This is a genomic window from Streptomyces sp. NPDC001700, assembly GCF_053596435.1.
Genome location: NZ_JBSFGE010000006.1, coordinates 84516 through 99104, shown reverse-complemented (window position 1 = coordinate 99104; position 14589 = coordinate 84516). Strand labels below are relative to the sequence as shown.

The 14589-nt window shown below is 70.9% G+C and carries 13 protein-coding genes and 1 pseudogene; 5 read left to right on the top strand and 9 right to left on the bottom strand.

Annotated features, from left to right (window positions below; genetic code table 11):
* The first annotated feature begins 123 nt into the window (after nt 1–123).
* Nucleotides 124–1161, top strand: a complete 1038-nt coding sequence (locus ACWC5C_RS13985) for a methyltransferase (RefSeq protein WP_450875642.1) — start codon at nt 124–126, stop codon at nt 1159–1161.
* A 10-nt stretch (nt 1162–1171) separates the two neighbouring features.
* On the opposite strand, the gene ACWC5C_RS13980 is transcribed toward ACWC5C_RS13985, so the two are convergent.
* The 4 genes from ACWC5C_RS13980 to ACWC5C_RS13965 form a co-directional block, all read right to left on the bottom strand.
* Entirely contained in the window at nt 1172–1990 is an 819-nt protein-coding gene (locus tag ACWC5C_RS13980; RefSeq protein WP_385443874.1) for a class I SAM-dependent methyltransferase, read from the bottom strand.
* 219 nt (nt 1991–2209) lie between these two features.
* Nucleotides 2210–3406, bottom strand: a complete 1197-nt coding sequence (locus tag ACWC5C_RS13975) for a globin domain-containing protein (protein WP_450875641.1) — start codon at nt 3404–3406, stop codon at nt 2210–2212.
* Nucleotides 3407–3520: 114 nt separating this feature from the next.
* On the bottom strand, nt 3521–3970 hold the full coding sequence (locus ACWC5C_RS13970) for an RrF2 family transcriptional regulator (protein WP_385443870.1): 450 nt from the start codon (nt 3968–3970) through the stop codon (nt 3521–3523).
* A 36-nt stretch (nt 3971–4006) separates the two neighbouring features.
* The gene (locus ACWC5C_RS13965; protein ID WP_450875869.1) at nt 4007–5098 is read right to left on the bottom strand and encodes an AI-2E family transporter; all 1092 of its coding nucleotides are present in this window, start codon (nt 5096–5098) and stop codon (nt 4007–4009) included.
* A gap of 224 nt (nt 5099–5322) precedes the next feature.
* Here ACWC5C_RS13965 and ACWC5C_RS13960 point away from each other — a divergent pair, with 224 nt between their 5' ends.
* Nucleotides 5323–6558 carry a cysteine desulfurase-like protein gene (locus ACWC5C_RS13960; RefSeq protein ID WP_450875640.1) on the top strand — a complete coding sequence of 412 codons (1236 nt, stop codon included), beginning with the start codon at nt 5323–5325 and terminating at the stop codon, nt 6556–6558.
* Nucleotides 6559–6724: 166 nt separating this feature from the next.
* Entirely contained in the window at nt 6725–7264 is a 540-nt protein-coding gene (locus ACWC5C_RS13955; RefSeq protein WP_450875639.1) for an AAA family ATPase, read from the top strand.
* 10 nt (nt 7265–7274) lie between these two features.
* Here ACWC5C_RS13955 and ACWC5C_RS13950 read toward each other — a convergent pair whose 3' ends face one another.
* Nucleotides 7275–8222, bottom strand: a complete 948-nt coding sequence (locus ACWC5C_RS13950) for an ADP-ribosylation family protein (protein ID WP_450875638.1) — start codon at nt 8220–8222, stop codon at nt 7275–7277.
* A gap of 244 nt (nt 8223–8466) precedes the next feature.
* On the opposite strand from ACWC5C_RS13950, the gene ACWC5C_RS13945 reads away from it, so the two are divergent.
* Nucleotides 8467–9138, top strand: a complete 672-nt coding sequence (locus tag ACWC5C_RS13945; RefSeq protein ID WP_450875637.1) for a TetR/AcrR family transcriptional regulator — start codon at nt 8467–8469, stop codon at nt 9136–9138.
* A gap of 64 nt (nt 9139–9202) precedes the next feature.
* Here the strand turns inward: ACWC5C_RS13945 and ACWC5C_RS13940 are convergent, their stop codons facing one another.
* Nucleotides 9203–10312 carry an amidase domain-containing protein gene (locus tag ACWC5C_RS13940; RefSeq protein WP_450875636.1) on the bottom strand — a complete coding sequence of 370 codons (1110 nt, stop codon included), beginning with the start codon at nt 10310–10312 and terminating at the stop codon, nt 9203–9205.
* Nucleotides 10313–10898: 586 nt separating this feature from the next.
* Nucleotides 10899–12389, bottom strand: a complete 1491-nt coding sequence (locus ACWC5C_RS13935; protein WP_450875635.1) for a carboxylesterase/lipase family protein — start codon at nt 12387–12389, stop codon at nt 10899–10901.
* A 97-nt stretch (nt 12390–12486) separates the two neighbouring features.
* Here ACWC5C_RS13935 and ACWC5C_RS13930 point away from each other — a divergent pair, with 97 nt between their 5' ends.
* On the top strand, nt 12487–13086 hold the full coding sequence (locus ACWC5C_RS13930) for a TetR/AcrR family transcriptional regulator (RefSeq protein WP_450875634.1): 600 nt from the start codon (nt 12487–12489) through the stop codon (nt 13084–13086).
* Nucleotides 13087–13121: 35 nt separating this feature from the next.
* Here ACWC5C_RS13930 and ACWC5C_RS13925 read toward each other — a convergent pair.
* Both ACWC5C_RS13925 and ACWC5C_RS13920 read right to left on the bottom strand, forming a co-directional pair.
* Nucleotides 13122–13766: pseudogene (locus ACWC5C_RS13925) on the bottom strand (Tn3 family transposase); the annotation flags it as partial.
* A 197-nt stretch (nt 13767–13963) separates the two neighbouring features.
* Complete coding sequence (locus ACWC5C_RS13920) at nt 13964–14587, bottom strand: NADPH-dependent F420 reductase (RefSeq protein WP_450875633.1); 624 nt, start codon at nt 14585–14587, stop codon at nt 13964–13966.
* Nucleotides 14588–14589 lie beyond the last annotated feature (2 nt).

The following is a 14589-nucleotide window of genomic DNA, read 5'->3' as shown; positions in this document are numbered from 1 at the left end:
CCATAGAAAGCGCTGTCATCGGCGGTGTCAAGGTGCCCAACTGGGCGGTAACGTACGAAAGTCCGCGATGATACCGGCCGAGTGCCGCGTGCGCTCATGGCCGGAAGAACGGCAAGGAAAAGCATGTCGCACGAGATCAGCCCGGAGCCCATTCTGCAGGTGGGGCTCGGTTATATGGCGTCGAAAACCCTGCTCACCGCCGTGGAACTCGGTGTCTTCACCCGGCTCGCCAAAGGCCCGTGCGAGGGCGGCGATCTGGCGGGGGCGCTGGGTCTGCATCCCCGGGGCGCGGCGGACTTCCTGGACGCGCTGGTCGCGTTGGGATTCCTGGAGAGAACGGGAGACGAGTACCGCAACAGCCCGAGCGCCGACGCGTTTCTCGACCGGGCGAAGGACACGTACATCGGCGGCGTCCTGGAGATGGCGAACAGCCGTCTCTATCCGTTCTGGGGATCGCTCACCGAGGCCTTGCGCACCGGAAAGCCGCAGAACGAGCAGAAGCACGGCGGAGACGTCTACGACGCCATCTACCACGATCAGGCGGGCCTCGAACGATTCCTGCGCGGGATGACCGGGATCAGCATGGGAATGGCGCGGGTGATAGCCGAGAAGTTCCCCTGGGGCGACTACCGAACGCTGCTCGACGTCGGCGGCGCCCTGGGCTGCGTGCCGGTGGCGGTGGCCCAGCGCCACCCCCACATCAGCGGCGGCGTCTTCGAGCTGCCCCGGGTGCGGCCGGTCTTCGACACGTATGTGGCGTCCTTGGGCCTCGCCGACCGCGTCACCTTCCACGGCGGCGACTTCTTCGCGGACGACCTGCCCACCGCCGATGTCATCGTGCTGGGCCAGATCCTGCACGGCTGGGGCCTGGACGAGAAGCGGGTGCTGCTGAAGAAGGCGTACGACGCGCTGCCCGCCGGGGGAGCGGTGCTCGTCTACGACGCGATCATCGACGACGAGCGGCGGCAGAACACGTTCGGCCTGCTGGCCAGCCTGAACATGCTGATCGAGTCCGTCGCCGGGTTCGAATACACGGCGGCCGACGGCCGGTCCTGGCTGGCGGAGGCGGGGTTCGGCAACACCTGGACCGAACCCCTGATGGGCGGCTACTCCATGCTGGTCGGCATCAAGGACCGCCCGGGCGCCGGGCACGCCCCGTGACGGCGGACGGCTAGAAGCGGTAGCGCAGAATGCGGCCCACGTCCTTGAAGCCGGGCAGACGCGCCATCACCTTCATGCTCATCCTGCCCGTGGTGGGCATCGCCTCCATCCCCGGCATGTCGACGCTGCGCACCGCGTCCATCAGGGTCAGCCCGTCGTGCCACGCCTCGATCTCCCGGGGGTCGTCGAGGCCCCAGTGCAGCGTCGCGCCCGCGTTGCGCACGGCGGGCACCATCTTCTGGAGGCGGATGCCCAGCGATCCATAGACGTCGAAGAGCAGTTGCCCGCCGGGGAACCGGTCGGTGATCCGCTGGATGAGGCGCTTGCCCTCCTCCTTGTGCAGATACATCGTCAGCCCCTCGAAGACGGCCACGGTGGGCCGGTCGTCGGGGACTTCGCGCAGCCACGCCTCCTCGGTCACCGAGGAGGCGATCATCTCGTAGCTCCCCGACGGCTGCGGCAGCAGCTGCCGCCGCAGGTCGATGACGTCGGGGTAGTCGACGTCCAGCCAGCGCACCGACGACGACGGGTCGAGCCGGTGGACCCGCGTGTCCAGCCCGCACGCCAGGTGCAGCACGGTCGCCTTCTGGTGCTCGGCCAGGAACGCGGAGGTCCAGTCGTCGAGTTGTTTGGCCCGGAGCGCGATGCCGACCGCGGTGGTATCCGTCATGCCGGTCTTGCCGAAGTCGTAGGCGACGCGCTCCACCGCCTCCTGGGCCGTGTGATCGCCCAGGACGGAGTGCGGTGAACGGCTGTCCACCGCCCTGCCGTACAGCGTGGCGAGCATCGTCTCCTGCGTACCGGTGAGAGTGATCTTTTCGCGATCCATGGTTCCTCGGTCGAGTGCGGGGGTACCGACGGCCATTTCCGGCGATTCATCCGGGATGGGCGGAATCCGTGATGCGTACCGTCCCACGAGTGCCCCGGCCAAGGCGACCGCGCCCTGGGCCATTCGTGTCCTTCACGCCAGAATCCGGGCCCGGTGGCTGCCGGAGACGACCGAAAACAGCGGTCGGGTGGCCGGGGTCGGTCCTGGGCCAGTCCTGGGTCAGTCTTGAGCGAGCCACAGATCGGGGCCGAAGACCTCGTAGTGGATGGCCGACGGCCGCACGCCGCGCTCCAGCAACTGGGCGCGCACCGAACGCATGAACTCCAGCGGCCCGCAGAGATAGGCGTGGAGACCGTCGGGGATGTCGATGCCGGACAGGTCCATCCGGCCGGTGTGCGTGGTGGGTCCGTGGTCCTCCGGCCGCTCGTACCAGAGGTGCGCGGAGCCCCGGGCGAGCTTGGTGACCAGCCGCTCCTGATCGGCGCGCAGCGCGTGGTCGGCGGGGGAGCGGTCGGCGTGGACCGCTGTCACCGGGGCCTGGTGCCCCCGGTCGACCAGGTCCTCCAGCATGGCGACGATCGGGGTGCAGCCGATACCGGCCGATGCCAGCAGCAGCGGTGCGTCCCCGGAGCCGAGCACGAGGTCCCCGTACGGTGCGGACACGCTGATCACATCGCCCTCGTGGACGTGCTCGTGCAGATGAGCCGAGACCTCGCCGTCCGGGCCCGAGCCGCCGCGCACCCGCTTGACGGTGAGGGAGCGCATCGTCGCCCCGGGCGGGTTGGTCAGGCTGTACTGGCGGATCTGGCGCGCCCCGTCGGCCAGTTCGACCTGGACCGAGACGTACTGGCCCGCCGCGAAGGCCGGTGCCGGGCGGCCGTCCGCGGGCCGCAGCCGGAAGGTGACGACATCGGCGGTCTCCTGGACCCGCTCGGCCACCTCCCACGGCCGCCAGGTCCCGCCCGCCAGGACGCCCTGCTCGGCGTAGAGCCGCCGCTCGATCTCGATGAGGGCGCCTGCCATCAGCCAGTAGACCTCGTCCCAGGCGGCCGCCACCTCCTTGGTGACCGCGTCACCGAGCACCTCCGCGATCGCGGCCGACAGATGGCGGTGCACCAGCGGGTACTGAGCGGGGCTCACCCCGAGCGACGCGTGCTTGTGCGCGATCCGGGTCAGCATCGCGTCGGGGCGGACATCGGGGTGCTCCACCAGCGCGGTGGCGAACGCGGCCACGGCACCGGCGAGGGCCTGCCGCTGGACCCCGGCGGCCTGGTTCCCCCGGTTGAACATGTGCCGCAGCAGCTCCGGGTGGGCCTCGAAGAGCTTCCGGTAGAACAGGTCGGTGATGGACCCGATGGCCGCGCCGACGGCGGGCAGGGTGGCACGGACGGTGTCAGCGGACTTCTGGGAGAGCATCACCGGCTCCTAAGTGGTACGTGAGGTTCGTATTTAACGGCGCGAAGAAATCTGGCGCGAAGAAGCCCGGCAGGGCGGGCGCCGAAGCGGGGGCCCGGGAGAGAGCGATCGGCGTCACCGGTCCGCCCCCGGGCCCCGGCCGACCAGTCCGAGCAGTACGGGCCCGGTCGGGGAGTCGACCAGATCGGTGACCGTCAGCGGATCGAGCGAGGAGAAGAACGCCTCCTGTGCCTGCCGCAGCGCCATCCGCAGTCGGCAGCCCTGCCGGAGCGGACAGGGGGTGTCGCCCTCGCAGTCGACCACCTCACCGGCCCCTTCGAGTTCCCGGACCAGTTGGCCGACCGACGCGGTGCGGCCGGTCTCGGTGAGCACCAGCCCGCCGCCGCGCCCCCGCCGGGTCTCGATGAGGCCGAGATGCTGCAGCCGGGCGGCCACCTTCGCCAGGTGGCTGTACTGCACCCGCATCTCCCCGGCGATCTGCCGTGCGGTGCACGGCTCGGTTCCGGTGACCGCCAGTCGCATGATGGCGCGGAGAGCCAGGTCGGTTGATTTCGTCAGCCGCATGACAGCAGATTAGATAATGCGAATCTAAGATGCAATTTAGGGAGGCGGGGTGCGCAGCGCACGGCTCACGGACCAGGCCACCGACACCACGGGCACGGCCACGATCGCGCCGACCACCCCCGCCACGATGCCGCCCGCGATCACCGAGATCGCCACCACCACCGGATGCAGCCGCACCGCCCAGCTCATCACCAGCGGATGCAGCACATGCCCCTCGAACTGCCCGACCACGACGATGAGCACGAGCACCACCGCCGCGATGACCGGCCCCCGCCCCGCCAGCGCCACCACCGTGGCCACCGCCAGCGCGATCGGTGAACCGATCAGCGGGATGAAGGTGGCGAAGAAGACCAGCAGGGTCAGCGGCAGCGCCAGCGGCACCCCCAGCAGCAACAGGGCCAGGCCGACCACGACCGCGTTGGCGGCCGCCACCAGGATGATGCCCCGGGTGTACCCGGCGAAGGTGCTCCAGGCCGCCCGGCCCGCCCGGTCCCACCGGGAGCGGGCTCCTTCCGGAAGCTGCTCGCGGAACCACCGCCACATCCCGTCTCCGGAATGGACGAAGAACAGCGAGCAGAACAGCGCCAGCGCCGCCGCGGTCAGCGCCTCCACGACCCGGCCCGCGCTGCTGAGCGCCCTGCTGATGAGCGTGGCGCGATGGGCCGAGACGAACGAGCTGATCCTGTCGTGCAGCCCGGTCAGAGTGCGGTGCCGGACGTGGAACGGCGGCCCCTCCAGCCACCGCGTGATCCGCCCGATCCCGCCGCGGAACTCGCCCACCAGCCTGCCCGCCTCACCCGCCGCCGCGTTGCCCACCAGCGCCAGCAGCCCCAGCACCACCAGCAGACTCCCGAACACCGCCAGCGCCACCGCGAGTGGCCGGGGCAGTCCGCGCGCCAAGAGATCGGCCAGCGGCCGCAGCAGCGCCGTGCCCACCAGTGCCAGGAACACCGCGACCGCCACCAGCTGAAAGCGCCCCAGCACGGTGAACGCGAGATAGACCGCCACCCCGACGGCCAGCAGCCGCCACGCGTACGCGGCGGCCAGCCGCAGCCCGGGGTGCACCCGGTCGCCCGCCCCGTCCGTACCGGGTGGCCCCGGAGGGGGAGACTCGCCGCTCACGCCGATGCCACCACCCTCCGCACGCCGGTCCGCCCCGGCGCCACATACGGTGCGGTACGGGGCGCCCGTTCATCCCGTTATCGGCCTGATGTGATGATTCAATCAGGGCGGCCGGATCCGCGCCTGATCACGCTCCAGGCGCTGTTCCCCACAGCCCCGGCGAACTCCATAATCGATCACCACGGTGCCTCACCCGCCGACCGCCCGCCGCACCGCAGCAAGGAGTTGCCGTGACGTACGACATCACCGCCATCCGCGCGCAGTTTCCCGCCCTGAAGGCCGGTACGGCCCACTTCGACGGCCCCGGCGGTACGCAGACCCCCGTACCCGTCATCGAGGCCATCACCGACGCACTGGCGCACCCGCTGGCCAACCGGGGCCGGACCACCTCGGGCGAGCGCAACGCCGAGGCGATCGTGGCGGCGGCCCGGCAGGCGATGGCCGACCTGCTCGGCGCGGACCCCGCCGGGGTCGTCTTCGGCCGCAGCGCCACCCAACTGGCCTACGACTTCTCCCGCACGCTCGCCACGGAGTGGTCACCGGGCGACGAGATCGTGGTCACCCGCCTGGACCACGACGCCAACGTCCGCCCCTGGATCCAGGCCGCGACCCGCGCCGGGGCCACCGTGCGCTGGGCCGACTTCGACCCGGCGACGGGCGAGCTGACCCCCGATGACATCAGCGCCGTCCTGAGCGAGCGCACCCGGCTGGTCGCCGTCACCGCCGCCTCCAACCTCATCGGTACCCGCCCGGCGATACCGGAGATCGCCCGGCGCGTCCACCGGGCCGGGGCGCTGCTGTACGTCGACGGTGTGCACTACACCGCCCACTCCCTCGTCGACCTCGACCGGCTCGGCGCGGACTTCTTCGCCTGCTCCGCGTACAAGTTCCTCGGCCCGCACCTCGGCGTCCTGGCCGCCCGCCCCGAACTCCTGGAAACCCTCCACCCCGACAAGCTGCTTCCCTCCACGAACGCCATCCCCGAGCGGTTCGAGCTGGGCACCCTGCCGTACGAATTCCTCGCCGGAACCCGCGCCGCCGTCGACTTCCTCGCCGGTCTCGACCCGCGAGCGCACGGCAGCCGCCGCGAACGCCTGGCGGCGGCGTACGCGGCACTCGAAGAACACGAGGACGCGCTGCGGCTGCGCCTCGACAAGGGGCTCGCCGCTCTCGACCCGATCACCGTCCTGTCCCGCGCGGCGGACCGCACCCCCACCCTCCTGCTGACCATCGACGGCCGCGACACCACCGACGCCTACCGCTACCTGGCCGCTCGCGGCGTGGCCGCGCCCTCCGGAGCCTTCTACGCGATCGAGACCTCCCGCTGGCTGGGCCTCGGCGACACCGGCGCACTCCGCGTCGGACTGGCCCCCTACACCAGCACCGAGGACGTGGACCGGCTGCTGACGGGCCTGTCGGACTTCCTGTCGGACTCCCCGCCGCCGGACGCCGCCGAGCAGCGCTAACGCAGGGTGTGACCAGGGACCACGACCGGCGCCGAGCGGACGAACTCGGCCAGCAGCCGCCGGGTCACCGACGGCCCGAGCAGGCCTCGCCCGTGGCCAGTGTGCGAATGCCCACGGCGCGGATAATGCCTCGCGCCCTGCGGACCGCCGTTGACACCCTTCCGCCATGGAACACACCGAAGTACTCGTCATCGGAGGACGCGCGGGCGTCGGCAAGACGACCGTCGGCTGGGAGGTATCCGCGCAGCTGCGCGCCGCGTCGGTGCCCCACACGATCCTGGAGGGGGACTACATGGCCCAGATCCACCCGGCCCCCGAGGACGACCCGCACCGCAGGAAGATCGCCGAACGCAACCTGACGGCGATCTGGGCCAACTACGCCGCGCTCGGCCACCGGCGCCTCGTCTACACGAACACCGTGAGCGTGCTGCCCGAGGCCACGGACATGATCGAGCGCGCCACCGGGCCCGGCGCCCGGATCGTACGGGTCCTGCTCACCGCCTCGGACACCACGACGGAGGAGCGGCTGACCGGCCGGGAACTCGGCTCGGAACTGGAGCATGAACTGCGCGGCAGCGCCCGCAAGGCCCGCCTCCTGGACGAGCAGGCCCCGGCGGACACCCTGCGCGTGGCCACCGACGGGCGGCTGGTGGTGGACATCGCGCGAGAGCTGGTCACCGCCACCGGCTGGGCCGACGCCCCCTGACGACAACCGTTCAGCGGAGCACGTCCACCCGGGGCAGATCACGGTGGCGGTGATGGGCGGCGGCGATCCCCGCCAGCGCGGGGCGGTCCAGCGCACCGTAGGCCGCCGCCAGGAGATCCCGCGCGAACTCCTCCAGTACCGGTTCGCGCCCTGACGCCCAGTGCAGATCGCGCCCCAGCACCAGCGCCTCCGCCGGATCCCCCGCCGCACACCGCCGCCGCGCCTCCGCCACGCTCTGCTCCACGGCCGCGCGGTCGTCGAAGAACCCGTACATGAACTGCGCGAACGCGTAATCGTCGGCGCCGTTGTGCGGCGGCCGGTCCAGCGCGGTGCCACCCGCGACGAGCGCGCCCGCACCGTCCAGGGTGGTGATCCGCGTCGGGTCGACAGGCAGGGCGGCGGCGTCGTGGAGCATGGAGTAGGCGATCCCCACCTCCGTCCGGTCCCCGGTCTCGAAGCCGGTCAGCGCCAGCCGCAGCGCCTCGAGCCCAGAGCGTCGCCCGGCCACGTACTCCGCGTCCCCGTCGTCGTCCGCGAGGTCCTGCCAGTGACGTTCCAGGAGCGCCCGCACCGCCTCCAGCGGTGTCCCCGGGCGCCGTTCGATCCCGCCACCGTCGTTGGTGTAGTACGAGGCGATCCCCTCGCACGTGCGGCCGTCGTCGGACCACAGCCCGTAGTGCAGCCCGTCGGACCCGCCGTGCAGAAACGTCAGGAACTCCGGCGGGTCCCGGTAGTAACGCCCGTGCACCCGCACATCGACGCCCTCGCGGGGCCGCGCGCCCGGGGCGTCGTACAGGTCCGCGACACCGCACGGGGACACGTCCATGTCGGCCAGCGCCCGGCGCTCGACGGGCCCGAGCCGTCCCAGGAACTCCATTAGCCGGAAGAACGACTCCGGCAGCGTGAGCCCCCAGTCGCGCCGGACCCGCTCCTCGACGTCCGCCCTCGTCCCATCCACCGAACATCCCCCGATCCGCACCCGGCCACCGTGACGAGGGCCGAGGCTACCGAACCGCCCCCGACCGCCGACGCCCCGTCCGGGGCGATCGGATCCCGCCCACCGCCCGGCTAGGCTCACCCGTGCGGTGTGATCCACGGCATGCCGTACGCCCACGGGCGTACACCCATGGGCCGTACGCCCACGGAAGGAAGGCGCGGAGGACGTGAGGGACGGTCAGGAATCCATACGGTCGAAGCCCCCGATGCGAGCCGACGCCCGCCGCAACCAGCTGCGCATCCTGGACGCGGCCCGCGCGATGTTCAGCGAGCACGGCACCGCCGCGCCCCTCGACGACATCGCCCGCCGCGCCAACGTCAGCATCGCGACGCTCTACCGCCGCTTCCCCGACCGCGCCGCACTCTGCCGCCAGGTGGCCGTCGAGGGCTACGAAACCGTGCTGGCCGAAGCGCGGGCCGCGCAGGAAGTGGCCGAGGAGAACGGCCCCGACGCCCCGCTGCGGGCCGTCGAACGCTTTCTGACCGGCGTCGTCGAACAGCGCTCCCGCCTCGTCCTCCCGCTGTTCGGAGGCCCGGCCTTCCACGACGAGGAAGCCGCCGTCCTGCGCCACCGCATCACCGGCTGCCTGGACGCGGTCCTCGCCCGTGGCCGGGAGCGTTGCGCGGTGCGCGACGACGTCAACGCCACCGACCTGCTGATGGCCGCGGCCATGATCAGCCGCCCCCTCCCCAACACCCCGCCCGAGTGGCTCGACGCCACCGCCCGCCGCCACATCGCCGTCCACCTCGACGGCCTCCGCCCCGGCGCCGCCCACCACCTCGCGGGCCCCGGCCCCGGCCACCCGGAACCGGAGCACGCGTTCAGCCGCGAGACCCCGACGACGGCGGAGAACGCCCCCACCGAACACCGCGCCTGACCAACGGACCGTGGCCCCCACCCTCTGGGGGCGGAGGCCACGGTCACCGGCAGATCCGGTCCGGTCAGGTGCGGTACGCGTAGTACAGCGAGTTCGGGTTGGAGGCGATGATGCTCGCCACCGACTTCCGGTACGTGTTGACCGAGTGGTACGTCAGGTACGGGACACCGCTGGAGGAGCGGTACGTGACCATCATGGTGTGGTCCTTGGACCCGTCCCGGTCGAAGTCCATCTGCATGACGTCCCCGACACCCATGTGGTACACGTTCGCCAGGTTGGTCGCCCGCTTGGAGTCGAGGGTGAACCACGACCACTCATTGGCGCCCACCCAGGAGGTGGCCTGGGTGGAGGTGTCGTACCACCAGGTGCGGTAGTCCAGCGCGTCGCCCGGCGCGTGCTTCCAGCCGCCCGCCTTCAGGGCCTGGCTGATGAAGTTGGTGCAGTCCCCGCCGGCGTCGTTGAACTTCCGGTACGCGGGGTTGTAGTTGCTCCAGTACTTCTCCGCGTACGTGGCCATCGCCGCGTAGTTGTACGCCCCGGCGGGCTTGGTCACCTGCTGGGACGGCTTCGTCGTGGCCGCGGGCTTCGCGCTGGGCAGCGCCGCCGCCGACTTCACCGACACCGTGGCGGGCTCGTTGATGGCCACGGGCCCCTCGTCCGTGGGCCTGATCCCCGTCAGCTCCCACTTCCCGCCGGTCCCGGCGGTGAAGCTCAGCTCGTGGTGAGCCTCGAAACGGGTCGTCGCGGGCTCGTCCCCGCGGATCTTCTTGTACGTCAGCGTGGTGGTCTCCGTGGCCTGGACGGTCGCCCGCCCGCCCGCGACAACGGTCTTGCCCACGGTCACCTTGGTGTCGGCGTCCGTGTACGCCTCGCCGAGCGCGGCCAGCCGCGCCTTGCGGGTCCGCAGCGTGGACTGCGCCGTGTTCTCGGTCCGCGTCAGACCGGCCGACAGCCGCGCCTTCTTGGCGACCGGTGCCGCCGCACGCCGCGCCTGCTGCCCGTCCAGCAGCGCCGCCGTACGCTCGGTGAGCACCGCGTCGGCCAACTGCCCGAAGGACGTGGCGGTCGCCCCGTCCACCACACCCGTCTGCGCCGCACTCGCGGCAGAGGCGGGCAGTGCCACGGCCGTCAGCGCCACCGTCAGTGCCGCCCCGGCAGCGGATCTGAAGGTCATTGATTTCACGATGGTTTCCCCTCCGCATCCCGGGCCGGATCGACCCGGGGGGTCGGATACTTGCATATGCGCCGCTACTTTGGTGATTTTGTGCGCAGGATGCGAAGTGGCGTTCACGGGTTCTCCATCTACGGGATAATGCCCACTTTCACTGATGCATCGGATTGACGGAGGCACCATGCTGGTGCACCGGGGCGGAGGCTCGCTGCCCGCGCCCCACGGGACATCACGCTCTACGACGCCTATGCCGCTGTCGAGGAGGGGCGAATCCTGTCGAGGCACGCCCATCCATCCACCTGCTCCAGCAGGTGCTGGATGCCGAGCGCGAACCCGCGCCTCCGCGTCAGACACCGCCCGCTCCAGGGCCCGCATACAGCACCCGGTGGGCGGCGATGTGCTCCAGCAGCGGCACCGTGGCCAGCGTCGGCGATGCCGGAGAAGTGCGTGTAGAAGGAGTTGCGGCTGATGGCCGCCCGGGCCGCTGCTGCCGTACGCGCTGGTGTGGCGGAGGGAGGCGGAGAGCGAGCCCATCCGGGCCCTGGCCGGGATCATCCGTCACCCTCGGGTGGGCAGCCGACCAGGACGATTACGAATGATCGAAGGGGGCGGGGGAGTGGCCTTCCCAGATCTGGCGGGATGCCTGTTCGGGATAGGGCAGAGTCTTCGACTCGGCGTCCAGGACGCGGGTGAGGCGCCCGCCGGGCCGGTGGGCGGACCAGCCCGCGTCGCCGGTGGTGACGAAGCGAACCCATGCCTCCTGGAGGTCGCGGGAGAGCGCGACGGCCTCCGGAGTAGGCTCCTCGCCGATGAGCTCGGTGCCGACGGGGCTGTCCAGCGTGCCGAACGCCAGGGGCGCGTCGAGGCTGTGGCAGGCGCCCAGGATGCCGCCGAGGGCCGGGGCAACCCAGCACAGTTCGAACAGGTACGAGGTGCCGCCGGCCGCGGTGTTCGCCTCGGCCAGCTTCTGTGACGGCATGCGGAAGAGGGCGTCGGAGTACACCGTCTCCACCAGCTCCTCCGGGCCTGCCTGCGGGAACGCGGCACGGTAGGCCCGCGCGCCGTCCGGTTGCGGGGCGTGCAGTTCCAGGGCTGCGTGGGCGTCCTCCTCGGTGAAGGTGCCGTACCGTCCGCTCATGACGCTGAAGTACCGGAATTCGTCCCGGGTGTGGCCGACGAGCAGTTCGGTCCCGCTCGCGCGCGCGCCGGTCAGCGCGGGCCAGGGCGTTTCCGTGAGGACCTCGCCGTCGACGACGGGGCACAGCGCGGTGCCGGTCTCCGTGAGGCGTCCCCAGCTCTCCCGGTGCGCGTGGAGGCCGGCGTTGAAGGAGGTGAGCTCGGCGGCCAGGTGCCATGGGTCGATGTCGCGCAGGGCCTCGGCGGTGGGGGCCGCCGCGCCAAGCCGGTCCGCGAACGCGGCGGTGACCTGCCGTGCCAGCGCGGGGGTGCTGTGCAGCCCCGGCACCGAATGGGCGATGGCCCGCCGGAACAGGCCGCGCGCGGACTTCATCGTCAGCAGGGCGGCGACCGAGCCCGCCCCGGCGGACAGCCCGCCCACGGTGACCCGGCCGGGGTCGCCTCCGAAGGCGGCGATGTTGCGCTGCACCCATTCCAGCGCCGCGATCTGGTCGAGGAATCCGCGGTTGGGCGGCACGTCGTCGAGGAACGCGAATCCCTCCGCGCCCACGCGGCAGTTGATGGTCACCACGACGACTCCCGCCTCGGCCAGCGCTGCAGGGTCGTACATCGGGTCGCTCGACGCCGCCGAGAGGTAGCCGCCCACGGGGATCCACACCAGCACCGGCAGTCCCGCCGCGCCGGGATCCGGAGTGCCGACGTTGAGCGTCAGCCAGTCGGTGCCCTGCGGGGGCACGTCGATCGGCAGGGACAGCGGCACCACGGGGCCGAACTCGACCGCCTGCCTCGTCCCCTCCCAGCGGTGCGGCGGCGCGGGCGCGGCGAAGCGGAGCGCTCCGACCGGGGGCTGGGCGTAGGGGATACCGCGGAACACCGCGTTCCCCTGCCGCCAGCGCCCCTGCACCACGCCTTCCGTGGTCCGTACCTTTGGCTGTTCGGGCATGACGGTTCCTTCCCTTGAGTGGGCCCCAGGGTTATGGGTCGGGTGTATTATGTCAACTGTATTGGAACAGTCTCGGGGTACGAAGGAGGGGCCGGCGATGCCGAAACAGGTGGATCACCGCGGACGCCGCGAAGCGATCGCCCGCGCACTGTGGCGGGTGGTGGAGCAGCGCGGCGTCACACAGCTGACGATGCGCGTGGTGGCGCAGGAGGCGGGCATGTCACTCGGGCAGCTGCAGCACTACTTCGCCTCCCGGACCGCCATGCTCTCCTTCGCCATGGATTTCGCGTCCGAGCAGACCTCGGTGCGCGTACACCAGGGGCTCGAAAAGCTCGGTGACCGTCCGCACCCCCGTGACGTGCTGCGACTGACGCTCGCGGAAATGCTCCCCCTGCATGCCGACGCCCGCGCGACCAGCCGGATGAGCGCCGCCTACGTCCTGGAGGCGCTGCACGACCAGGCCGTGCACGAGCAGGCACGCCGCGGCCTCGTCCAAGGGCGGGCCCTCGTCGAGCAGTTGGTCCGCCAGGCGATCGCCGACGGGCACGTCGACTCCGGCCGCGACCCGGCGACCGAGACCAACCTGCTCCTCGCCCTCACCGGCTTCACCTCCCTGATCGAACTCGACGTGATCGAGCCCCAGGACGCGCTCGCCGCGATCGACGTCCATCTGGACCGGCTGTTCAGCAGTATGTGACCTGCCCCCGGACATGGGGGCAGGTGGGAACAAGATCAGCCCGCCGGGCGCCGGTCCTGCGTCGCTGGTTGTCGGAGCGTGGGCGGGGCGGCCGGGGCGAGGTCGAGCCGCCGGTCCATCTCCAGCCGGAAGGTGCCGTAGGGATTGATCTTCGACCAGAACAGTGCCGTCAGGCCGCGCCGGTCCTCGGCGCCTCAGCCTCGATGCCCAGGCCGGTTCGGCCAAGACCTGCTGGAGCAGCAGAGTGTTGACGTGGACGAGCGCGGACTGGAGCAGGTGCAGCGCGAGCATCGACGTCTCGGCGTGTTCCTTGTCCGGGCCAGTCAGGGCGCCGTCCTTGCCGTAGTGCAGCACGGTGTTCGCCGAGTTCCAGTTCTCCACGACCTGGAGGCCGCCGTGGATCTCGCGGCGCGGATCGGGGCTGGCGAGGTAGTCGCAGGCGAAGATCGTGCGTACGGCGCGGCCGAGTTCTTCGAGGGCCTGGTAGGTGGGGTGCTTGGGGCCGCCGCGAGTGAAGCGTCGCAGCACCTGTTCGGCCTCGGCCGTTCCCAGCCGGAGCGCGGTGGCGTACTTGACCATCTGGTCGTACTGCTGATCTCGGCGTCCGTGCAGTGCCGCAGCAGGCCCTCGATCATCGCGGCGACCTCGGAGGAGGAACAGCTCTTGAGCTGGGAGTAGATGACTCAGACGAGGAGAACGCACGTCCCGGATCGGGACGCGTGAGCTGATCTACATCAATCGAAGCACGGCTGGACGGAGCGGTCATCGACCTGACGGAGTGATCTTCGCCTTCGAGAAGGACGTGCAGGACGGCTACCCCGCGTACTCGCCACGGCCTCACTTGGCGAGTCCTTTCGGTGATCCGTCAACCGTTACCTCAGACGGGAAGTTCGGTGATGCTGAGGGCGAAGTCCAAGTTACCCACCCCGTGGTTGGCGAGGCCCACCGTGACCACGCCCGCTCCTTCCAGCCAGTGCGCCATTTTCAGGCCGCCGACGTCCAGCGGGCGCAGCCCGAGGGTCTCGATGAACGCCTCCACACTTGCCTTGGCCCGCGCATTATCGCCAGCGATGAATACGTCGGGCCGACCCTTCTCCAGGACATGGCGGAAGATGGTGTTGAACGCCTTCACCACGCTGGCGCTTGCCGGGGCGGCCTTGGCGACTTCCTGCGCGTTCGAGGTCTCCTCGCGGTGGGCCAGTCCGTCGAACGTGGAGTTGAAGGGATTGCTGATGTCGACGATGACCTTGCCCGCGAGAGCGTCTCCGTACTGGGCGACGACCGGCACGACGCCGTCGTACAGCAGGGCTACGATGACGATGTCCCCGGCCGGGGCGGTGCCCCATTCTCCCGTCGTGGCGCCGCCACCGAGAGCCTTGGCCAGGTCAGCGGCCTTGGACTGATCGCGGCCCATGACCTCGACGGTGTTGCTGCCCGCAATCGCCCGCGCGCCGATGGCGCGGGCCATGTTCCCGGTGCCGATGATGCTGATGTTGCTCATGA